The 22,241-nt window shown below is 56.2% G+C and carries 22 protein-coding genes; 8 read left to right on the top strand and 14 right to left on the bottom strand.

The annotated features are described in order from the left end of the window. Nucleotides 1–73 precede the first annotated feature (73 nt). Entirely contained in the window at nt 74–196 is a 123-nt protein-coding gene (locus G560_RS21625; protein ID WP_022704493.1) for a hypothetical protein, read from the top strand. Nucleotides 197–340: 144 nt separating this feature from the next. Here the strand turns inward: G560_RS21625 and G560_RS0111655 are convergent, their stop codons facing one another. Next, nucleotides 341–769 (bottom strand): iron-sulfur cluster assembly scaffold protein, encoded by a 429-nt coding sequence (locus tag G560_RS0111655; protein ID WP_022704492.1) that lies wholly within the window; start codon nt 767–769, stop codon nt 341–343. A 66-nt stretch (nt 770–835) separates the two neighbouring features. Between G560_RS0111655 and hisI the strand changes: the two genes are divergently transcribed. Continuing rightward, nucleotides 836–1,192: a phosphoribosyl-AMP cyclohydrolase gene (gene hisI, locus G560_RS0111650; RefSeq protein ID WP_022704491.1), complete on the top strand. Its 357-nt coding sequence runs from the start codon at nt 836–838 to the stop codon at nt 1,190–1,192. A 3-nt stretch (nt 1,193–1,195) separates the two neighbouring features. Here the strand turns inward: hisI and gluQRS are convergent, their stop codons facing one another. The 8 genes from gluQRS to rocF form a co-directional block, all read right to left on the bottom strand. Further along, nucleotides 1,196–2,035 (bottom strand): tRNA glutamyl-Q(34) synthetase GluQRS, encoded by an 840-nt coding sequence (gluQRS, locus tag G560_RS0111645; RefSeq protein WP_022704490.1) that lies wholly within the window; start codon nt 2,033–2,035, stop codon nt 1,196–1,198. Then, the gene (gene trmFO, locus G560_RS0111640) at nt 2,023–3,351 is read right to left on the bottom strand and encodes a methylenetetrahydrofolate--tRNA-(uracil(54)-C(5))-methyltransferase (FADH(2)-oxidizing) TrmFO (protein ID WP_022704489.1); all 1,329 of its coding nucleotides are present in this window, start codon (nt 3,349–3,351) and stop codon (nt 2,023–2,025) included. Before trmFO ends, gluQRS begins: the two co-directional genes overlap by 13 nt. A 130-nt stretch (nt 3,352–3,481) precedes the next feature. After that, nucleotides 3,482–4,090: a hypothetical protein gene (locus G560_RS0111635; protein WP_022704488.1), complete on the bottom strand. Its 609-nt coding sequence runs from the start codon at nt 4,088–4,090 to the stop codon at nt 3,482–3,484. Between the two features lie 222 nt (nt 4,091–4,312). Then, nucleotides 4,313–4,636, bottom strand: coding sequence for a hypothetical protein (locus tag G560_RS19125; RefSeq protein ID WP_022704487.1), 324 nt, complete (start codon nt 4,634–4,636; stop codon nt 4,313–4,315). Next, nucleotides 4,633–7,404 carry a DNA gyrase subunit A gene (gyrA, locus tag G560_RS19120; protein WP_022704486.1) on the bottom strand — a complete coding sequence of 924 codons (2,772 nt, stop codon included), beginning with the start codon at nt 7,402–7,404 and terminating at the stop codon, nt 4,633–4,635. Before gyrA ends, G560_RS19125 begins: the two co-directional genes overlap by 4 nt. A gap of 277 nt (nt 7,405–7,681) precedes the next feature. Beyond that, complete coding sequence (locus G560_RS0111620) at nt 7,682–8,725, bottom strand: ornithine cyclodeaminase (protein ID WP_028914022.1); 1,044 nt, start codon at nt 8,723–8,725, stop codon at nt 7,682–7,684. 40 nt (nt 8,726–8,765) lie between these two features. After that, nucleotides 8,766–9,731: a citrulline utilization hydrolase CtlX gene (gene ctlX / locus G560_RS0111615; protein ID WP_022704484.1), complete on the bottom strand. Its 966-nt coding sequence runs from the start codon at nt 9,729–9,731 to the stop codon at nt 8,766–8,768. 1 nt (nt 9,732) lies between these two features. Next, entirely contained in the window at nt 9,733–10,659 is a 927-nt protein-coding gene (rocF, locus tag G560_RS0111610) for an arginase (RefSeq protein WP_028914020.1), read from the bottom strand. 115 nt (nt 10,660–10,774) lie between these two features. On the opposite strand from rocF, the gene G560_RS0111605 reads away from it, so the two are divergent. The 4 genes from G560_RS0111605 to G560_RS0111590 all read left to right on the top strand — a co-directional run bounded on the left by G560_RS0111605 (nt 10,775) and on the right by G560_RS0111590 (nt 14,576). Then, a complete protein-coding gene (locus G560_RS0111605) occupies nt 10,775–11,215 on the top strand; it encodes an Lrp/AsnC family transcriptional regulator (RefSeq protein ID WP_028914019.1) in 441 nt (146 codons plus the stop codon). Nucleotides 11,216–11,306: 91 nt separating this feature from the next. Next, on the top strand, nt 11,307–13,280 hold the full coding sequence (locus G560_RS0111600; RefSeq protein WP_022704481.1) for a heme lyase CcmF/NrfE family subunit: 1,974 nt from the start codon (nt 11,307–11,309) through the stop codon (nt 13,278–13,280). Continuing rightward, nucleotides 13,277–13,732, top strand: coding sequence for a cytochrome c-type biogenesis protein (locus tag G560_RS0111595; protein WP_022704480.1), 456 nt, complete (start codon nt 13,277–13,279; stop codon nt 13,730–13,732). Before G560_RS0111600 ends, G560_RS0111595 begins: the two co-directional genes overlap by 4 nt. Before the next feature lie 67 nt (nt 13,733–13,799). Further along, entirely contained in the window at nt 13,800–14,576 is a 777-nt protein-coding gene (locus tag G560_RS0111590) for an enoyl-CoA hydratase-related protein (protein WP_022704479.1), read from the top strand. A gap of 62 nt (nt 14,577–14,638) precedes the next feature. Here G560_RS0111590 and G560_RS0111585 read toward each other — a convergent pair whose 3' ends face one another. The 5 genes from G560_RS0111585 to G560_RS19115 form a co-directional block, all read right to left on the bottom strand. After that, nucleotides 14,639–14,998, bottom strand: coding sequence for a hypothetical protein (locus G560_RS0111585; protein WP_211215446.1), 360 nt, complete (start codon nt 14,996–14,998; stop codon nt 14,639–14,641). Nucleotides 14,999–15,026: 28 nt separating this feature from the next. Continuing rightward, nucleotides 15,027–15,587, bottom strand: a complete 561-nt coding sequence (gene ilvN, locus G560_RS0111580) for an acetolactate synthase small subunit (protein ID WP_022704477.1) — start codon at nt 15,585–15,587, stop codon at nt 15,027–15,029. 118 nt (nt 15,588–15,705) lie between these two features. Beyond that, nucleotides 15,706–17,460, bottom strand: a complete 1,755-nt coding sequence (locus G560_RS0111575; RefSeq protein ID WP_022704476.1) for an acetolactate synthase 3 large subunit — start codon at nt 17,458–17,460, stop codon at nt 15,706–15,708. A gap of 686 nt (nt 17,461–18,146) precedes the next feature. Beyond that, nucleotides 18,147–18,785, bottom strand: a complete 639-nt coding sequence (locus G560_RS0111570; RefSeq protein ID WP_022704475.1) for a response regulator transcription factor — start codon at nt 18,783–18,785, stop codon at nt 18,147–18,149. Beyond that, on the bottom strand, nt 18,782–20,137 hold the full coding sequence (locus tag G560_RS19115) for a cache domain-containing protein (RefSeq protein WP_081647652.1): 1,356 nt from the start codon (nt 20,135–20,137) through the stop codon (nt 18,782–18,784). Before G560_RS19115 ends, G560_RS0111570 begins: the two co-directional genes overlap by 4 nt. 351 nt (nt 20,138–20,488) lie before the next feature. Here G560_RS19115 and G560_RS0111560 point away from each other — a divergent pair, with 351 nt between their 5' ends. Then, nucleotides 20,489–21,577 carry a TRAP transporter substrate-binding protein gene (locus tag G560_RS0111560; protein ID WP_022704473.1) on the top strand — a complete coding sequence of 363 codons (1,089 nt, stop codon included), beginning with the start codon at nt 20,489–20,491 and terminating at the stop codon, nt 21,575–21,577. A 97-nt stretch (nt 21,578–21,674) separates the two neighbouring features. Next, nucleotides 21,675–22,169, top strand: a complete 495-nt coding sequence (locus G560_RS19110) for a hypothetical protein (RefSeq protein ID WP_022704472.1) — start codon at nt 21,675–21,677, stop codon at nt 22,167–22,169. Nucleotides 22,170–22,241 lie beyond the last annotated feature (72 nt).

Genomic DNA, 22,241 nt, shown 5'->3' with positions numbered 1-22,241 from the left:
AATGTTCTTAAAAAGTTCTTTACAATCCGCTGGGGGTGTGAGAACAATATGTGAACAAGCGAGGAGGTTCCCAATGATCACCGAAATCAAAGCCGTTGCTGCCCGTTCGTCCCAAACACTGTTTGAGGATGTGTTAGGGGTGATGTCGATTTTTGCTGTGCTGGTTGTTGGGCTTGCGTTGCCCTCATTGATCTAAGTTACTGCCTGCGATCTGTTGCCTTGGGCGCGTGAATTTGTGTTTGCCATTCGGAAAACACCGGGGTTGTCCCACCCCGTATCCACGCATCTCAGATACGCTCGACTCATCGCCGCCAGCCCAAATGGGTTGTGCGGCGTTTTTTTACAGGCTTTCTGCTGCTTCTGCCGTCGCTTCGATCGCCAATAGAATCGAGGCGTGCCGATTGCGAAATGCGCGGGCGGGTTCCAGCACCGCGAAACCGTCAAACGGAGCAGGCGGCACGGGGCCACCTGCCAGCATTGCGCGCAAGGCATCACGGCCGCGTTGCAACTCGGTCGTTGAAAGCCCGATCACCCCGCGCCCCAAAATCGCTGCCGCCGCCTGTCCCAAAGCGCAGGCTTTTACATCCTGCGCGAATTCGGATACGCGCCCGTTTTGCAGTACCAGATCCACCGTTACCACCGACCCGCAAAGCGGCGATCGTTTGCGAACCGTCGCCATTGGCCCAGACAATCGCCCCAAATGCGGAATATCCGCGGCCAATTCCAGTATTCGACCGGAATAGAGCTTCATCATTTCGGCATCGCTCATGGCTTTTATCTCCGTGCGTTACCGCATAGATAGTCGCCCAAGCACGGGATGCAAAGGAAAAGACTGATGTCATTTGATCCGACCAGCCTAAAGTATGATGCCAACGGCCTTATCCCCGCGATTGCGCAGGATCATGCGACGGGCGACGTGCTGATGATGGCGTGGATGAACGCGACAAGCATCGAGCGCACGATTGCAACGGGGCAGGTTACCTATTGGTCGCGGTCGCGTCGGGCATTTTGGGCCAAGGGCGAAACCTCGGGGCATGTGCAGCGCTTGGTCGAGTTTCGGGTGGATTGTGACCGCGATTGCCTGCTGTTGAAGGTCGATCAGACCGGGCCTGCCTGCCATACCAATCGGCGGTCGTGTTTTTACACGTTAGTCTCTGCCGGCGTGGAAATCATCACAGCAGACCCGATTTAGGGTTTATAGTCCGACCATCGCACGAATATCAGCGGGGCTTGCTCCTTCTGCACAAAACTTGGACAGCGCACGTGCATCATCGCGCTTTGCCAACCTTTTGCCTTGATCATCGCGGATCAGGCGGTGATGATGATATATCGGGGTGGGCAGGCTGAAAAGGCGCTGCAAGATGACCTGAATCGGTGTAAATTCAAACAGATCCTCACCGCGAATGACGTGCGTCACCCCTTGATCCGCATCATCAAAGGTCGAAGCGAGGAAATAGGCGACGATATCTTCGCCCTTTCGGCTTAGAATCACATCGCCAATTTTTGCCATTGCCTCTACCGGATCAACCTGATGCAAGCACGCATGTGCAGCGCCGGTTTCAACGAATTCCAGCGGCACAGGGTCGAGTTCAGAGAAGGCTTGGGCCAAATCCAGTCGAAGCGCATCTTCGGGTTGGCGGCTGGACATCGGGCGGTGGCGGCAGGTCCCTGGATAAACCTGATGTGCAACACCTTCTTGTGGCGCGGCTAGCGCTGCACGAATGTCATTGCGTGAGCAGGCGCAGGGGTAGAGCAGCCCCCGATCGACAAGCCGTTCAAGCCGTTGATTATAGTTTGTAATACGGCGGGATTGCGTATGGATTGGCCCGTCCCATGACAGGCCGAGCCATGTTATATCTGTGACAATAGAACTAGCCCATTCGGGTTTTGAACGATCAAGGTCTGTGTCTTCCATACGCAACAGGAATTGACCGCCGTGCGCACGTGCCGTATCATGTGCAAAGATTGCAGAATATGCGTGGCCCAGATGCAAAGGGCCGGTGGGTGAGGGGGCAAAACGCGTTACGAAAGCCACGCCGTAAAGGCCTCTTTGGCGCGGTCGGTATAGGCTTTGTAGCGGTCTTTGCGCCCGCGCCGCCCGCCCTTGGCGTCAATTGGTGGGAACAGGCCAAAGTTCACGTTCATCGGTTGAAAGGTTTTTGCTTCGGCCCCGCCGGTTATATGGGTGATCAGCGCGCCCATCGCGGTATCGGCTGGCGGCGGGGGCAGGTCACGCCCCAAGATTTCTGCAGCCGCCATCCGGCCTGCCAAAAGGCCCATCGCAGAGGATTCGACATAGCCTTCAACCCCGGTGATCTGCCCCGCAAAGCGGATATTGGGGCGCGATTTCAGGCGCATCTGATCGTCAAGCAGAGTGGGCGAATTTATGAACGTGTTTCGGTGAATGCCACCAAGCCGCGCAAAGCTGGCATCCTGAAGGCCGGGAATCATTTTAAAAACAGATATTTGCGCGCCATACTTCATCTTTGTCTGAAAGCCTACGATGTTGTACAGGGTTCCCAGTTTGTTATCTCGGCGCAGTTGCACCACGGCATAGGGCTTTAACGGGTTATGCGGGTTGGTCAGGCCAACAGGCTTCATCGGGCCAAAGCGCAGGGTTTCACGGCCACGCTCGGCCATCACCTCAATCGGCAAACAGCCATCAAAATAACCCGCCGTTTCGCCTTCGTGAAACTCGGTCTTTTCCGCCGTCAACAGCGCGTCGATAAACGCCTCATATTGCGCCTTGGTCATCGGGCAGTTCATATAGGCGGTCTGTTCTTCCTCGGTATCGCCTTTGTCATAACGCGACTGCATCCATGCCACAGACATATCGACACTTTCGGCATAAACAATCGGTGCGATTGCATCGAAAAACGCCAAGGCATCGGCGCCAGTCGCTGTGCGAATGCTGGCCGCCAAAGAACCCGATGTCAAAGGGCCCGTGGCGATGATCCAATGACCTTCCGTTGGAAGTTCGGTAATCTCTTCATAAGATACACAAATCAACGGGTGGGCCAGTATCCGTGCCGTCACATCCTCGGCAAAAGTATCGCGGTCGACGGCCAGCGCGCCACCCGCAGGCAAGCGGTGTGCGCGGGCGATTTGCATGATGATCCCATCCGCCGCGCCCATTTCCCAATGCAGCAGGCCAACGGCGTTTTGTTCGCTATCGTCTGACCGGAAGGAATTCGAGCACACCATTTCTGCCAAGTTGCCAGTGCGATGGGCAAAGGTTGCGACCTTGGGGCGCATTTCGTGGATGACGACCCGAACGCCCATTTGAGCGGCTTGCCAGGCTGCTTCTGACCCGGCCATGCCGCCGCCGATGATGTTTAATATCTGTTCCATAGGCGAGATGTAGCCCTTGGGGCCCCATTTGAAAAGGGGGATAGAACATTCCCCGCAGCAGAAGTCGATCCAAGGATTTCGATCAGCCAAAGGCACGGCTTGCAACCGAATTACCGCCTGCGCTAAAGTGCTATGTTACGCCAATCTGCGTCACAACCTCGCCTTTGCGGCTATTGCGGTCTGACATCTTGTCATATCCGATGGTCGCGCTGATCCGGATGGGTTGGCTCGGAATGTCATAGTGAAGACCGACCCGCACTCCATTAGCCACAGCGCGCAAAAACGCCTCGTCAAACTCGCTTACCGACGCCTCGATATAGGCCGTAGTCGTGTCATTGAACGTGTGGAAGGCGCCAAAGCGCGCTGCGATGAAATCCATGTTGCGCCGCGCACCAGCCATGCGATGGGTCGCAATGCCAATTTCGGCCTTTGCCTCGATCTGGGTGCGGTCGGATACGTCCGAAATCACCTCAACGCCTGCGCTGCCAATCGTAGCCTCGCGGCCATCGACATCGGCCAGCGACACGAATACCCCGTATTTGAAGCTTTCACGTGGCATCAAATATATATGCGCATCAATCTGGCCCAATGTGCCGCCGGCATAAGATGTTGCCGAAAGATCCAGTTGCATAGCAAGCGCATCGGTGAGGCAAGAATCGCCTGTGATACGGCCAATCGGGCCACCCGTGTTGCCCGTTATGCCATAGGGAAGCTCGCCCTCGGCAAAGTTAAGGCCCAAAGAAGCGCTTTGGGCAAGGATTGGGGATGCATAGAAAATGGTGCCGTAAGTCAGCAGCGACCGCAGCAGGGTCGTTTTCGTGATGGTAGCTTGTGAAATGGGACGTCCTATCCCTTAAGGGGGCCACCAAAGGGCGCGACGTTGTTTTGAACTGAGACCTTTATGCCAAAAAGCTCATGGTGAATAAATCATTAAGTTAACAAATGGTTAATGCATACCCCGTCATGACCGAGCGGCGTAAAGCTGCGCGCGTTCGGCTTGCACATGGGCCAGCCGGTCACCGCCATCGAACCGCCCCAGGGCCTGCGCTTTGTCAAAATAACCATGCGCCGGCAATTCGCCCGCCAGCCGCGCGTGACACAGGGCAGCCCTGAACGGCCGCCCTGTTGTTGCGTCTTCGACCATCAACGCTTCAAGTGCCTGGGTCAGCCTGGCGATGCTGCCGGGCGAGGGCAGGGCCAATCTCCGGGCCAACGCACCGTAAGATACCACCTCAGCCCGGCTGGCCAAGCTTTCCAATGCCTCGACCAGCCCCGGCAGGGTCATTCCGTTTCTGTACCCGGCTCGACAGCCGTTTCGACCACGGCGTCACCTTCAATGACCGCGCCATCCTCATCGCCTTGATCGGCAACCCGCGCCACCGATACGACAACTTCGCCCGCGCCGGTATTGAACACCTTCACGCCACCGGCCGCACGCGACCGGAAAGAAATTCCCTCTACCGGCACACGAATGGATTGGCCTGTCGATGTAGCCAACATCACCTGATCCGACCGCTCCACAGGGAAGCACGCCACCAGCGCGCCATTGCGGCCCGCCATCGCCTTAACCCCTTGGCCCCCACGCCCGCGCACGGGATAGTCGTGGCTAGATGACAGCTTGCCCGACCCACCTTGAGTGATGGTCAGGATCAGGTCTTCAAAGACCTGCATCTCGGCAAAGCGCTCGGCCGACAACTCGCCTGCCAAGACGGTTTCTTCCTCGTCGCTCTCCGGCTCGTCCATCACGCCTTCTTGCTGACGGCGCATTTTCAGATAAGCGGCGCGTTCATCAGGGGTCGCGTCAAAATGTCGGATCACTGACATGGAAACCACTGTGTCATCATCTTGCAAACGAATGCCGCGCACGCCCGTCGATCCACGGCTTTTGAACACGCGCACTTCGGTGGTGGGGAAGCGGATCGCTCGACCACCCGATGTCACCAGCATGATGTCATCATTTTCGTCGCAAATCCGTGCATTTACCAGCGAAACGCCATCCGGCAGCTTCATCGCAATCTTACCGTTGCGCATCACATTGGTGAAATCAGACAGCGCGTTTTGGCGCACATCACCGTCGGAAGTGGCAAAGAAGATCTGCAAATCATCCCATTCGTCGTCTGGGACATCGACGGGCAGAATAGCCGCAATCGACACACCCGCCACAATTGGCAGAATGTTGACCATCGCCTTGCCACGCGCATTGCGCCCCGACAGCGGCAAGCGCCAGCATTTCAGCTTGTAGACCATCCCATCGGTCGTAAAGAACAACAGCTGCGTATGAGTGTTGGCCACGAACAGCGTCGTCACCACGTCGTCCTCTTTGGTCGACATGGACGATAGGCCCTTGCCGCCGCGCTTTTGGGCACGGAATTCATGCAACGCTGTGCGCTTGATGTACCCACCCGAGGTAATGGTCACGACCATATCCTCACGCTCGATCAGGTCTTCGTCTTCCATATCGCCTGACCAATCGGAAATTTGGGTCCGGCGGGGCACTGCAAACAGTTCTTTTACTTCGGTCAGCTCGGCGGCGATGATGCCCATGATCCGCTCACGGCTGCCCAGAATTTCAAGGTAATCCTTTATCTTGCCAGCCAGCTCTTGCAGCTCGTCCGTAATCTCGCCCACGCCAAAGGCGGTTAGGCGCTGCAAGCGCAGGTCCAAAATCGCGCGGGCCTGAATTTCGGACAGGTTATATGTGCCGTCATCATTGACCTTGTGGGACGGGTCATCGATCAGCTGGATAAAGGGTATGATTTCCCCCGCAGGCCAGCGCCGCGTCATCAAGCGCTCCCGCGCCTCACCGGCATCAGCGGATGACCGGATGGTCGCAACCACCTCATCCACATTGGAAACTGCCACAGCCAAACCGCACAGAATATGGCTCCGCTCGCGCGCCTTGCGCAACTCAAACGCGGTGCGGCGCGCGACAACTTCTTCGCGGAACGTGATGAAATAGGTCAGAAAATCACGCAGGGTAAGCTGTTCAGGTCGCCCACCATTCAGCGCCAACATGTTACAGCCGAAATGGATTTGCATTGGCGAAAAGCGGAACAATTGGTTCAGCACCACATCCGCTGTCGCATCGCGCTTCAGTTCAATCACTACGCGCACGCCAATCCGATCAGATTCGTCTTGCACATGCGCAATGCCCTCAACCCGCTTTTCGCGGACCAATTCGGCGATCTTTTCGATCATCGTTGCCTTGTTCACCTGATAGGGGATCTCATCAATGATAATCGCCCAGCGGTCTTTACGAATTTCCTCAACCCGCGTCTTGGCGCGGATAATGACCGATCCGCGCCCTTCCAAATACGCCTTACGCGCACCGGACCGGCCCAGAATAACCCCACCAGTTGGAAAATCGGGGGCGGGGATAATCTCCATCAACGCCTCGGTCGACAGGTCAGGGTCGGCAATCAGGGCCAAAGTGCCGTCAATCACTTCACCCAGGTTATGCGGCGGAATGTTGGTCGCCATGCCCACGGCAATACCGCCGGCCCCATTGACCAGCATGTTCGGGTAGCGGGCCGGCAAAACAGTCGGCTCACGGTCCTTGCCATCATAATTGTCTTGAAAATCAACGGTGTCTTTGTCGATATCGGCCAAAAGGAAGTTCGCCGTTTTGGCCATCCGCACTTCCGTATAGCGAAACGCCGCAGCCCGGTCACCGTCCATCGAGCCAAAGTTGCCTTGGCCGTCCAACAGCACCAAAGACATGCTGAAATTTTGCGCCATCCGCACCAATGCGTCGTAAATAGCGCTGTCACCATGCGGGTGGTATTTGCCCATCGTATCGGCCACGGGGCGCGACGATTTGCGGTAGGGTTTGTCAATCGTGTTGCCGACCTCGTTCATCGCATACAAAATACGGCGGTGAACCGGTTTCAAACCGTCGCGAAGGTCTGGAATGGCGCGGCTGACGATCACGCTCATCGCGTAATCCAGATAAGCCGTTTTCATTTCATCAATGATTGAAACCTGCGGGCCGTCATGGGCCATGCGTTCAATGATTTCATCAGTGTTTTCAGTGTCTTCCGGACGGTCTACCACGTCTGCCGCTCTTTCTTTTCCGGCCCCGCACAGCAGGGCTATATCTAGTTGCCCGAACTATAGACCATCGCGCATATAGGGTGCAATCCCGCCATGCCGGTCAATTCGCCCGAACCTCTAACGGATCCTAATCCAAGGCTTCAAGTCTTTGTTTCTAAATCATTAATCAACAGTATTTGAAACTCGTAAAACACGTCCGCTGTCTTTACGACTAAAATATCCTCAGGGGGCGCGAGCGCCCCCTTGTTTGTCCAAAATCCGCTCTTGCAAAACCCGCTCAGGCAGAGCGGAGCAGCATCCCGAACAAGTCCCTTGGATCATCGGGGTCGGCCACAATATCCAACTGCTCACACATGCCGGTTTCGGCCAGTTTGCTGTGAATATAACGTAGTGCCGAGAAGTCCTCGATTGCAAAGCCCACACTATCGAACAAGGTAACCTGCGCAGCACTGGTCCGGCCCGCCAATTCGCCTGTAATCACTTGCCAAAGCTCTGTCACCGGATGGTCTGCGTCCAGTTGCTGGATCTCGCCTTCAACTCGCGTCTGCGCTGGGTACTCCACAAAGATCGACGACCGCAGCAAAATGTCGCGGTGCAATTCGGTCTTGCCAGGGCAGTCACCGCCGACCCCGTTGATATGTACGCCCGAGCCGACCATGTTATCGGTCAGGATCGTCGCTAATTGCTTGTCCGCCGTCACAGTGGTGATGATCTGCGCACCTTCAATCGCCGCCTCTGGTGTCTTACAGGCTGTCAACTTGATCCCGCGCCCCTGCAGGTTTGCCACGCATTTTGCGGTGGCGGCGGGGTCAATGTCGTAAAATCGGACCTCGTCGATGCCGCAGATCGCCTTAAACGCCAGCGCCTGAAACTCGGCCTGCGCGCCATTGCCAATCAACGCCATTACGCGCGCGCCTTTGGGGGCCAACCATTTGGCAGCCATCGCACTGGTCGCCGCTGTGCGCAGCGCCGTTAGAATAGTCATTTCTGACAAAAGGATCGGATAACCCGTATCGACACTTGCCAAAAGTCCAAAGGCTGTAACGGTTTGCAGTCCTTTCTTCATGTTGGATGGATGCCCGTTCACATATTTGAACCCATAGGTTTCCCCATCCGAGGTTGGCATCAATTCGATCACCCCCACGTCGGAATGGCTCGCTACCCGCGGGGTTTTGTCAAATTTGCCCCAACGCCGGAAATCAGCTTCGATTTCCTGCACCAAATCGGCCATCACGCGTTCAATTCCAATATGAAGAACGATCTTCATCATATTGGCAACGCTGACAAAAGGCACATAGGCCTGTTTCGAGGGGGTCTTCATGTTTGTCTCCATTTGGTCGTTCTGCGGGGGGCGCAAAATGCTATTGGGCAGTTGCGCCCGCACGTGGCGTCAGATGGATGTCTGCAATCATGCAGCGCACCGATCCACCCGCCAGTTCAATCGTTGGCACATCCAGCGCCATGAGTGGCATCATGCCTTCCAATCGCGCACGGTTTTCTGCACTCAAGGACTCCCGCGTCGTGGTAGACATGCACAAAAAACGGCCCGCGTCACCCGTCAGCTCAATCGCATTTCCAGAAAATCCTGCAATCTTGACGGAAGACAGGAAAATTACCTCGCGTCCGGTTTCTTCTAGCCGTTCCACAATCTCGGCGCGCCGCGCGGGGTTGATGATTTGCTCCAGCCCGACCATTGCCATATCGGTGCCAATGCACATCAATACATTGGTATGGTAGATCTCTTTGCCCTCATGGTCATGCGCGTCAAATATCATCGGCTCATAACCGAAATTGGTGCAGAACCGTTCCAAGGCTATCGGATCAGCGCGGTTGGATTTCAAGGTGAACGCAATGCGGCGGATATGGTCAAGCACCATCGCCCCTGTGCCTTCCAGCGCTAGCCCGTCCTGTTCCAGCCATGAATAGTCAATGATGTCTTGTACGCGGTAAGCAGTTTTCAGAAAGTCCAGCACATCCTGCCGCCGTTCGCGCCGCCGCGATGGGGCAAACATCGGATACACAGCCACATGCCCGCCGGTCTGGGTGGAAAACCAGTTGTTCGGGAAAACCGAATCCGGCGTGTCGCAGCTGTCATCATCATCAAACACAAGCACCCTCACGCCTGCGCTGTGCAGCTGTGCCACGCCCACGTCAAACTCGGCCAATGTATGCACCGATCCCGCATCCCGTGCGGCATTTGCTTTGCGTTGAAAGGCGTTGTCGGCATGGGTTTCGGGGTTTGGGTGAAACGCATGCGAGCGGATCATGATTACGGCATCCGGCGCTTTGGCCAGATTGCGGCGTAAAGGGGCGGGTTTGGGTGCCATATTAGCCAAAGCTCCGCGTAGGCCGGTCAAACACTTTGCGCCCCATCAAGGATGCCACCAGATCAACCATCAGGCGTGCCGTGCGCCCGCGTTCGTCAAGGAACGGGTTCAGCTCTACCAGATCTAGCGAAGTGACAAGCCCGCTTTCATGCAGCAATTCCATCACCAAATGCGCCTCGCGGATCGTGGTGCCACCCGGCACCGTGGTGCCCACAGCCGGTGCAATCGACGGGTCCAGAAAATCCACGTCCAGCGACACATGCAGCATACCGCCCGCCGCCACGACCTTATCCAGAAAGTCGCGCAGGGGCTTGACGATGCCATATTCATCCAGCACGCGCATGTCATTGATTTCAATATCATGTTCCAGCAACGCCGCGTGCTCTGCAGGGTCAACCGAGCGGATGCCGAACAGGCAGATGTTCTCTGGTGGGATCACGGCAGGGAAGGGGCCAAAGGCATCAAATCCGTCACGCCCGGTGAAATAGGCGACGGGCGTACCATGCAAGTTGCCGCTCGTCGTGGTTAAGGGGGTGTGAAAGTCGGAATGCGCATCCAGCCACAACAAAAACAACGGCTTACCTTTGGCCGCAGCATGGGCCGCAGCCCCTGCGACCGAACCCAAAGCCAATGAGTGGTCGCCACCCATGATGATCGGAAATCCCGTGTTCAGCGCGCTATCTGTCGCGGTGCGCAGGGCGTTCGACCACCCCACAACTTCGGCCAGAGAATGCACTGCGGGGTTATCGCAGGTGGCATCTGTTGCAGGAACAATATCCACATCGCCCATATCCTCGACGCCGTGCCCAAGGTCGCGCAGGGTTTGCGCAAGGCCCGCAACACGGTAGGCAGCGGGCCCCATAAGACAGCCGGCGCGGCGTTGGCCTGCGTCAATTGGGGCGCCGATCAGAATGCAGTGCTTGGGCATTGAAAACTCCATGTCAGGGTTATGCCAGATTTGCTTTGATATACCGGCAGAAAATATCTATATTTTTGCCAATTTGACTAATCTTACGTACATAATGCAAGGTAAGAACGCCGAAATGGACGATATTGATCACGCCTTGATTGCTGAATTGCGCCGCGATGGCCGCGCATCGCTGTCTGACCTTGCGGGGCGGCTGGGGCTGGCTCGTGCGACAGTGCGCGCGCGGATGGAAAGATTGCAAGCCTCGGGCGAGATCGCAGGGTTTTCAGTTCTGACGCGCGGTGATGTAATGGCGTCCCCCGTGCGCGCGCTTATGATGATCGGGATCGAGGGTCGAGGTGCGGAAAAGACGATGGCCCGGCTGGCGGGTATTCCGGCCGTGATTGCTGTGCATTCGACCAATGGGCGATGGGACTTGATTGCCGAAATCGGTACGTCAACCTTGCCTGAACTGGACGAGGTGATGTTTCGGGTGCGCGAAATTGATGGGGTTGTAACGTCCGAAACTAATCTTTTGCTGTCTACCCGCCGCGCCGCTTCGCGCCGCATGTCTTGATCACATGACTGCGACGGCTTAACGCATCCCCATTGGCCCCACCGCAAAATCACGCTAGGCTAACGATAACGTGTGCAAACAGGATGCCCCAATGATTGTCGAGCTTGGCCATTTCGTACTTATCCTCGCTTTGTTTGTGGCGATGATCCAAACTGTCATGCCTTTGGTGGGCGCGCATTTTCGCTGGACCGGATGGATGGCCGCTGGCGAGGTGGCTGCAAGTGTGCAGCTTCTCCTTGTCGCCACCAGCTTTGCCGCCCTGACCTATGCCTTTGTCACGTCAGACTTTTCCGTGGCCCTGGTCGTCAACAACTCTCACACGTTAAAGCCGATGCTTTACAAAGTGGCGGGCGTTTGGGGCAACCACGAAGGGTCTTTGCTGCTCTGGTCATTGATCTTGGCGGCCTTTGGCGCGTCGGTCGCATGGTTTGGTACCAACTTGCCGCCAACCCTGCGGGCGCGGGTTTTGGGCGTGCAGGGCAGTATTGGCGTGGCGTTCCTTGCGTTTATGCTATTCACCTCGAATCCCTTTGTGCGCTTGGCTGTGCCGCCCTTCAACGGCCAAGACCTGAACCCCCTGTTGCAAGATCCCGGGTTGGCCTTTCATCCACCGTTTCTCTATCTCGGCTATGTCGGCATGTCGGTTGCATTTTCTTTTGCGGTTGCTGCACTGATTGAGGGGCGCGTCGATGCCGCTTGGGGCCGCTGGGTCCGTCCGTGGACCTTGGCTGCGTGGGTTTTTCTGACCATCGGTATCGCTTTGGGGTCGTGGTGGGCCTATTACGAACTTGGTTGGGGCGGGTTTTGGTTCTGGGATCCGGTAGAAAACGCAAGCTTTATGCCTTGGCTGATCGGAGCAGCTCTCTTGCATTCTGCCATCGTGGTGGAAAAACGCGAGGCGTTGAAGGCGTGGACCATCCTGCTCGCCATTCTTGCCTTTGGCTTTTCGCTTATAGGTACGTTTATCGTCCGCTCCGGCGTTATCACCTCGGTCCATGCCTTTGCCAATGACCCTGAACGCGGCGTGTTCATTCTGCTGATCCTCGCCTTCTTTATGGGCGGCGCATTGATGCTGTTTGCGTTCCGTGCGGGTGCGATGGAGGCCAAAGGCCTGTTCGCTCCCGTCAGCCGCGAAAGCGCATTGGTCGTCAACAACCTGTTGCTGGCCGTGTCTTGTATGGTGGTTTTTGTCGGCACAATCTGGCCATTAGTCGCGGAACTTCTTTGGGATCGCAAGCTCAGCGTGGGGGAGCCGTTCTTTAACGCCGCCTTTACCCCGTTTATGATTGTGCTGGCCTTACTGCTACCTTTGGGTGCAATCTTGTCGTGGAAACGTGCCGTCTTGGGCCGTCCGCTTCGTGCTTTGATACCTGCAATGGTGCTGGCAGTGTCGTTAGGGCTGTTGGCCTTTGCCATGCAAACTGGCCGCTCGGCGCTTGGGCCTATCGGCCTCGGGCTTGGCGCTTGGGTCGTGTTTGGCGCGATGGTGGATCTGTGGCTGAGATCGGGGCGTGGGTCCGTCGCAGACCGGATGGGCCGCATCCTGCGCTTGCCGCGCGCTGATTGGGGCAAATTCACAGCCCATACTGGTTTTGGCGTCACCGTTTTTGCCGTGGCCGCGATGATGGCCTGGCAGGTCGAAGATATACGGACCATGCAGGTAGGCGAAAGCTATGATCTTGAAGGGTACACCGTCACCTTAACCTCTGTTGAAAAGGAAACAGGGCCGAACTATTTTACAACAATGGCGCGGATGGACATCACCCATAATGGTGCGGCGGTCGCGACCGTTTACCCCGAAAAACGGGTTTATCCCGTGGCCGCTATGCCCACGACCGAGGCAGGGATTGATTACGGTTTTACCCGCGACCTCTATATGGTCATTGGCGACGCACAAGATGACGGGTCATGGGCGGTGCGTAGCTATTTCAAACCCTTCGCCAACTGGATTTGGGGCGGGTCTATGTTGATGGCCTTGGGAGGATTTATCAGCCTTGCAGACAGGCGCTACCGCGTGGCGGCAGGCGCACGGGCGCGGGCAACAAAGGCGGTGCCTGCGGAATGATGCGTCCTCTTATCCTCTCGCTTGCCCTGATTGCCACGCCGGTTTTGGCGGTGCAGCCCGATGAAATACTGTCCGATCCGGCACTCGAGGCCCGCGCGCGCACCTTGTCCAAGGATCTGCGTTGCCTTGTCTGCCGGAATGAGAATATCGACGACAGCAACGCCGACCTTGCGCGCGACTTGCGGCTATTGCTGCGCGAACGGCTGGTGGCGGGTGATACCGATACAGCCGCAATTGCCTATATTGTTGATCGCTATGGTGAATATGTGCTGCTGAACCCGACATCGAAAGGGACCAACTTGATCCTGTGGATTGCAGGGCCTTTAATGCTGTCCCTTGGCGGCATTGTGGCAGGCACCTATGTGAGTCGCCGTCGCGGGGCGGCCGAGACGGGCACCACCGACCTGTCGCAAGACGAAGAAATGCGGCTTGCCGAAATTTTGAAAGACTGACGTATCGTTCTGCTTTCCCTTTGGGGCGCGCCCGCTATGCTGCGGCCAAACCACAAAGGAAACCGACATGCAGTTTGAAACCATTACTTATTCTGAAACCGACGGCTTGGGGGTTATCACCCTGAACCGCCCAGAGGTGATGAATGCGCTGTCCACCCAAATGCGGGCCGAGCTGACCTATGCCGTGAAAGACGCGAGTAAAAGCATGCGGGCCTTGGTGCTGACAGGGGCAGGGCGCGCGTTTTGTTCGGGTCAGGATTTGGGCGACCGCGCGCAGATTGCAAACATTGATCTGGAACGCACCTTGCGCGATGAATACGAACCCTTGCTGCGCGCGATTTACGATTGCCCGATCCCCACGATTTCGGCCGTGAACGGGCCCGCGGCAGGGGCAGGGGCTAATGTCGCGCTTGCCGCCGATGTGGTCATCGCGGCGCAATCGGCCAGCTTTATACAGGCCTTTACCCGCATTGGCCTGATCCCCGATGCAGGAGGAACCTATTGGTTGCCACGCCAGATCGGCTCGGCCCGCGCGATGGGGGCCGCCCTTTTTGCCGATAGAATCAGCGCCGATCAGGCAGCGGCTTGGGGCATGATTTACGAATCCATTCCTGACGATAGCTTTGCAGCCCATTGGCAGGCCCGCGCCGCCCATTTGGCCAAAGGCCCGACTGCGGCCTACAAAGGCGTGAAAACTGCGATCCGGACCAGCCATTCCAACACTTTGGACCAACAGTTGACGCTCGAGGCGCAGCTGCAAGGCGCCTGTGGTCTGACCCATGATTTCAAGGAAGGCGTGATCGCGTTTTTGGAAAAGCGTCCTGCGCAGTTTGAAGGGCGTTGATCAAATACCGACAGCGTATCGCGCTAGAAAGCTACTGAAAGCACGCCTTGATGCCCAACGCATCAAGGGCAGCGCTGCAAAAGCCGTATACCCTGCGGTGTGATGATCACCAAAACCTCTTCGGCCATTGCCCCCGTGGCCCCCAACAAAGGACCACGGGCAGCCATAACCCGCCCCGCAGACTCATTTGCACCTTCTTCGGTGATAACTCCGGCAAAAAGCAGCGCATTCAACCCGCGTACGGATTGCGCGTCAGTCAATGCCATTGACCCACCCTCCCCCCCCGCAAACCAACCTTCTCGCGTGTATTCTGCGGCCGAGTAGGTGCCGCACTGCTCTGGTTTGCCATAGTCGGCATAGCCATCAGCCTGCGCCACCGCGCTCAACGACAGCAAGGTTATGCCGTAAATCACTGGCCGCATCACAGCTGCCAAGCGAAACCCCATATGCTCATGCCCCGCGCGAAAGGGCCGCAACCCCCGTCCGCGCAATCTCGCGCAGCCCCAAAGGCCGCATCAAATCGGCAAACGCATCAATCTTTTCCGGCGTGCCCGTCATCTCAAACACAAAACTTTCCAACGTGCTGTCGACCACATTGGCGCGGAAAATTTCAGCTAACCGCAACGCTTCAATTCGCGCATCACCCTTGCCTGCCACCTTGAATAGCGCCAATTCGCGCTGAACAGATGGCCCCTCAACGGTCAGGTCATGTACTTCATGCACGGGTACAATCCGGCCCAACTGCGCTTTTATCTGCACAATCACTTGCGGGGTTCCGCGCGTAACAATGGTAATCCGCGACCGTTTGCCTTCATGGTCCACTTCCGCCACAGTTAGGCTGTCGATGTTATAACCGCGACCGGAAAACAGCCCGATTACCCGTGCCAAAACGCCACTTTCGTTGTCAACCAGCACCGCAAGCGTATGCTGTTCTATCACATCTCCATTCGGATCGCGCAGATCATAGGCAGAATGGCTTGTAGACCCTTGTTTTATATTCAGCGGCGACATTTTCGCGCCCTTTCTTTTCGGTAAAAATACCCCACGGGGGTCCGGGGGTGTGAAACCCCCGGCGTTTGGTTTGGGTCCGGGGGTGTGAAACCCCCGGCGTTGTCAATTCAGCGCGGCATCAGACCAACACAGCACCCTTGGCCCCGATGGCGCCCGCCGTATCTGCCTCGCCCAACAGCATCTCGTTATGCGGCTTGCCCGATGGGATCATCGGGAAACAGTTTTCATGTTTTTCTACCAGACAATCGAAAATCACCGGCCCGTCATAGCGGATCATTTCCATGATCGCGTCATCCAGATCCTTGGGGTCCGAACATTTGATACCCTTGCAGCCAAAGGCCTCGGCCAGTTTCACAAAATCGGGCAGGCTTTCCGACCAGCTTTGTGAATACCGCTCGCCGTGCAACAATTGCTGCCACTGGCGCACCATGCCCAAACGTTCATTGTTCAAGATGAACTGCTTGGCAGGGGCACGAAACTGCATGGCTGTGCCCATTTCTTGCATATTCATCAACCAAGATGCTTCACCCGCCACGTTGATCACCAAAGCATCGGGATGCGCAATCTGCACCCCGATCGATGCGGGCAACCCATAGCCCATCGTCCCCAAACCACCCGATGTCATCCAGCGGTTCGGATCTTCAAAGCCCAAAAACTGCGCTGCCCACATCTGATGCTGGCCGACTTCGGTCGTGATATAGCGGTCCATGCCTTTGGTTAGCGCTTCCAATCGCTGCAAAGCGTATTGTGGCTTAATCACGGTGTCCGAGCTTTTGTAATCAAGACAATTCACCGCACGCCATTCGGCAATCTGCTTCCACCACTTGGCCAACGCAGGCTTGTTCACCTTCCGGCCCCTAGCTTTCCACAACCGCAGCGCATCTTCCAACACATGCCCCACATCGCCCAAAATCGGCACATCCACGCGGATCACCTTGTTCAGGGATGACGCGTCAATATCGACATGCACCTTGCGGCTGTTCGGGGAAAAGTCGGCAATCCGCCCCGTGATCCTGTCATCGAACCGCGCCCCGATGTTCAGCATCAAGTCGCAGCCATGCATACACAGATTTGCCTCATAGGTGCCGTGCATGCCCAGCATCCCCAACCACTTATCGCCCGAGGCCGGATAACTGCCCAATCCCATCAAGGTCGAGGTGATCGGAAAGCCCGTCGCCTCTACAAATTCGCGCAACAATTGGCTGGCGGCAGGCCCCGAATTTATGACGCCACCACCCGTATAAAACACGGGCCGTTCGGCGGTTTCCATCATTTCGACCATCTGGGTGATCGCGTCTATATTGCCCTTCAGCTTGGGCTGATAATGCGACACCTTGGCTTTTTGCGGCGCCATATATGCACCCGTGGCGAATTGCACATCCTTGGGGATATCAATCAAAACCGGGCCGGGGCGACCATGCGTGGCCACATGAAACGCCTGATGAATGGTCTCGGCCAGCTTTTCCGTATCTTTCACCAGCCAGTTATGTTTGGTGCAGGGGCGGGTAATGCCAACGGTATCCGCCTCTTGGAACCCGTCGGTGCCGATCATAAAGGTCGGAACTTGTCCCGTGAAAACGACCAAAGGAATGCTATCCATCAAGGCATCGGTCAACCCAGTCACCGCATTGGTTGCACCAGGGCCCGAGGTTACCAGCACAACGCCAGGCTTGCCGGTTGACCGGGCATAGCCTTCGGCCATATGAACAGCCCCCTGTTCATGACGTACCATGACGTGGCGAATGTCGTTTTGCTGGAAAATGGCGTCATAAATCGGCAGGACTGCCCCGCCTGGATAGCCAAATACCACCTCTACGCCCTGATCCTTCATGGCCTGAACCACCATTTCCGCGCCAGTCATTACCTGTGCCATCGTCTTCTCTTCCTCTGTCTCCGCAGATTGCGGCCCTATCGCAACAAAAAGCCCCCGGGGGTAAAGCGGAGGCGCATGGGGTTTGTAAATGGTTTTCCGCTACCGGCCCATACGCCTTTTCAAAATGACCACTACAAGTCTGTTCATGCGCCTAACCCTCTGGCTTCGGTTGGGACCATATGGCGGGTCAAAAGGCGCGTCAACACCGAAAAGTTGAAATAAAGTGTCGCAGTCCGGAAAGAAACTTACTTAAAGTTACAAAATTGTTAGATAAAGCGTAAGAAGCGCGAAAGGTGAGGTGATTTCTTGCGCCCTGGGTTGTGCCTAATCGTCGTCGTAACAAACCGCGTTGGATTTTTGCTGTTTGGGGCGCACAGTTAGAGGCCGCATAGAAATGCGATCCAAGCTGGCGACGCAGACAGGGCGGCGCTTTGCAAGCGGCGCCTTGTATTATTTTGGCCTAATAAACAGCTTCTACCTACGCACGGCGACCGGCCAGTCAAGACACCACGTACCGTTGCCTTCTGCTAGGTTCCGGTCGCAACGGGCTTGCCCCAATGGAGCCATCACAGCACCCCAAAGCGTGACCGCGCTGGGCAGTTTATTGGAGCCGATGCAAACATAACTGAACATTGGTTTTTGGATCCAACGTAAACGGAGTACTCAAGCAAAGATGAAATGGCGTATTAGTTTCCCGTGCCTTGCAGCACGCCATGTTCCATCGCATAGCGGGTCAAGCCTGCGGTGGAAGAAATACCCAGCTTGCGTTTGATATTCTTGCGGTGGGTTTCGACTGTGCGCACCGAAATGTCCAAGGCCAACGCAACGTCTTTGTTAGATTTGCCTTGCGCCAGTTCCAACAAAATCATCTGCTCGCGGCTAGTCAGTGCCTCACGTGTATCACCGTTGGTGGGGCGGATCGCACTCGCCGCACCGGCGCAAAGATAGCGCTCGCCACCCATCACTGCATCAATGGCCTGCTTGATTTCTTCGGTTGGAACATCCTTTAGCAGGTAGCCCATAGCGCCATGATTGAGAGCGGCGCTGATGTATTCGGGGCTGTCATGCATCGACAGGATCAGAATGCGGGTGTCGGGGCGCTGCTCCAGAATGATCTCGGTCGCGTTCAACCCATTGACCAAGGGCATGTTCAGGTCCAGCAACATCACGTCAGGATCGAGTCCTGCAATCTGGTCAATCGCCTCGCGCCCGTTGCACAATGTGCCGACCACCATAATATCATCATAGGTTTCCAAAATGGCACTGATACCTTGGGCGACCATCGGATGATCATCCACGATCAAAACGCGAATAGGGTCTGTCATTGGTTTGCCTTTGCGTCTTGGCCTTTGGATAGGCCTACAGGGTTTTTTGCGATAGGGGTCAGCATATGAGTCAGCGGGACCTGCGCCTCAATCATCAAGCCTGTTTTGGTTGAAATGACACGCAGCGTGCCATCAAGGCGTGCCATTCGTTCTGCCATATTTCGCAGCCCCAAACCAGAGGGCTCGGATCCAGTCTCCGGCATGCCGCGACCGTTGTCTTGAATGCGAAGGACCGCCCCTAATTTTGTGCCACGGACCAGCATGTTGACCCGTGTGGCCCCCGAGTGCCGCTCAACATTTGTCAGCGCCTCTTGGGCGACGCGGTAAAGCGCGATTTTGGCGTCTTGGTCAAGCCGGTTGCGGAACACAACCGTTTCAAAATCAACCTCAATCCCCGTGCGCGCGCCAAACTCTTCGGCCAGCGATTGCAGGGCAGGGCCAAGACCAAGGTCATCCAACACGCCGGGACGCAAATCTCGGCTGATGCGGCGGACCTCTTGGATCGCGCCGTTCAAATGCGTGATGCCTGAACTCAGGCTATCCCCTGCGCGCGTATCCCCTGTCGTCTGCCTGCGCCGCGCCAGTTCCAGCGTATATCGGACGCCGACTAAAATCTGGCTGATACTGTCGTGCAATTCCCGTGCCACACGGCCACGCTCTTCCTCTTGGGTGTCAAACACCCGTTGGGTCAGCGCCTTCAGCTTATCTTCTGCAAGGCGGCGTTCGCGCAGGTTCAAAAACAATCCTGATAAGAACACCGCGAAAACCGCCGCCGATGTGATACCACCGATATATAGAAAGGTCCGTTGTACCCGTGCTTTGGTCTGCGCGCGCGCCGACGCCACCGAAGCCAACACATCATCAATAAAAATCCCCGTCCCAATCGCCCAATGCCAATCCTGCAAACCAATTACATAAGACACCATCGTCGCAGGCTTACCCGAGTTAGGTTTCGGCCAAGTGTAGGTATGATACCCCGATCCTTGCCGCGCCAGCCGGATCAACTCATCCACCACCGGCACACCATTGGAATCGCTAAGGCCGGCCCAGTTTTTCTCGATTAGCCAGGTTTGGCGCGGGCTGACAAGGTTGGTGCCCTCATAATCATAGACGAAATAGAATCCTTCGTTGCCATAGGTCATCGCTGCCAAAATCTGCAACACCTCGCGCTTGGCGATCTCGTCATCGGGTAGCGCATTGCCGTAGACGGGGCCAAATGCGGTACGTGCGATTGATACATAATTGCGCAGCTCGGCCTTCTTGGCCGCTATCAATTCCGCCTCAAGCACTGCAATTTCGCGCTCTGCAACCCCGCGCGCCTCCTGCAAGACAATAAAGCCGACGGTCAGCATCGCAAAAACCAGCGGCAGCGTAGCCAAAAGAAAAATCTTTTGCCCATAGCTTAGCTTTTTGCCAAAACTCCACGCCAGCCCTTGCTGCACCTTATCCCGCCTCCGTCTCGCGCAATGCCCACGAATCGTAAGATGCCGTTGATACCGAACCAGCGTCAATGCCCGTCAATTTCGCGCCAATGTCGGCATCCTGCAAATGTTAACGCCCCAACTGGTCTTATTTTCTATCCACTTCTGCCAGTTCTACGTAGTACTAGGTATTCCTTGCGTCGAAATCCCCCGCTAGTGTCCCAAAACGTTAAAAGTAAACCCGCCACAAAAAAGCGGGGAGTCTCATGGGAGGAGAACTATATGGACCGTCGTTCATTTTTGACCAAAGCCACCATCGGTGGTGCGACCGCTGCCGCAGCGTCCACGCTGGCGGCCCCGATGTATGCGCAAGGCAACCGCACGTTGACCATGGTCACCACATGGGGCCGTGGCCTTGCCGGTGTGCACGATTCTGCGCAGCGCGATGCTGATCTGATTACTGCCATGACCGATGGTCAGTTGACTGTCGATCTGAAAGCCGCTGGCGAACTGGTTGGCGCGTTTGAAGTGTTTGACGCCGTAACCTCGGGTCAAGCAGATATGTATCACGGTGCAGACTATTACTTTGTAGGTCAGCACCCTTCCTATGCGTTCTTTACCTGCGTCCCAATGGGGATGACGGCGCAAGAACTGGCAAACTGGTACTACCACGGTGGCGGCCACGACTTCCATGATGAGCTGGGCCAGACCTTTGGTCTGAAATCCTTCCTTGGTGGCAATACCGGCGCGCAGTCGGGTGGTTGGTTCCGCAAAGAAATCACCTCGGCAGATGACTTCAACGGTTTGAAATTCCGTATGCCAGGTCTTGGCGGTAAAGCGCTGGGCAAGCTGGGCGCATCTGTTCAGAACCTTCCAGGCGGTGAAGTGTACCAGGCCTTGGCGTCTGGCGCGATTGACGGCACCGAATGGATCGGCCCATGGGCTGACGAAAAGGCCGGCTTTCAGGAAATCACCAAGTTTTACTACACCGCAGGCTTCCACGAGCCAGGTGCAGGCCTATCCTTGGCGATGAACCGCGAAGTGTTTGAATCGCTGACCCCAGCCCAGCAGAAAATTGTGGAAGTTGCAGCAGGCGAAGGCCACCAGTGGAACCTCGCTCAGTTCTTGTCCAACAACGGTGCTGCATTGACCCGTTTGCAGGCAGCTGGCGTGAAAACTCTGGAATTCCCAGACAGCGTTTGGGATGCGTTTGCCAAGGCAAGCCAGGAAGTCCACGACGAGAATATGGGCGATGATCTATATAAGCGCGTCTACGACAGCTACATGGCTTCGATGAAGTCTTCCGCAGCTTGGATCGACAAGTCAGACGGTGCCTATACCCGTCAGCGGACACGCACTCAGTCCATGTAATCCGCCCTTTGGCAGATTGAAAACTCCCCCGGCCAATGGCCGGGGGCTCTGTCTTGGCAGGTTAACTGCTGCGACGTTCCTGCAGGGGGGGATCGAAATGCTCGACAGCATTTCCGCACTATTTTCCAACATCGCCATGTCATTTGTCCACTTCTTCTATGCGATCACGCATCCGGGGGAATGGCTTGCCTGGCTGGGTGAATTGGGTAAACTCGAAACGGTAGAGGCCAAGCAAGCGCTGGGGCGCTTTATCTTTTACGGCGCCAGCAAAGATTTTTTCTTTGTCGTCTTTACCGCATTCCTGATCCTGACGGCCGTGGGCATCTGGCGCAAATCCATTATGTGGGGCGTTGTGCGCGGGCTGGAATGGTTTGCCAACACCCTTGGCCGTGCGGTTGCGTGGATCGGCTTGCTCATGGTGTTGCAGCAAATCTTTATCGTCTTCTTACAGCGGATATTCAGCGCCTCGGCCATCGAATTTGGCCCTTTCGCACCGTTTGGCTATGCGTTGTGGGATGGTTTTACATTTGTCTCGCACGACGTGAGCTGGTGGTCCGAAGAACTCAAACTGTTGATTGTCACTGAGAACTGACCCGGCATTGTCACCGCGATTTGACCCACCCATTAGTTATGTTCTCTATGTCATGATGGCGTCAATGCTGTT

Origin of the sequence: Pseudorhodobacter ferrugineus DSM 5888 (assembly GCF_000420745.1) — a bacterium.
Taxonomy (GTDB): Bacteria; Pseudomonadota; Alphaproteobacteria; order Rhodobacterales; family Rhodobacteraceae; genus Pseudorhodobacter; species Pseudorhodobacter ferrugineus.
Note: the sequence above shows the minus strand (reverse complement) of the source record. Positions and strands in the feature narration are given on the sequence as shown.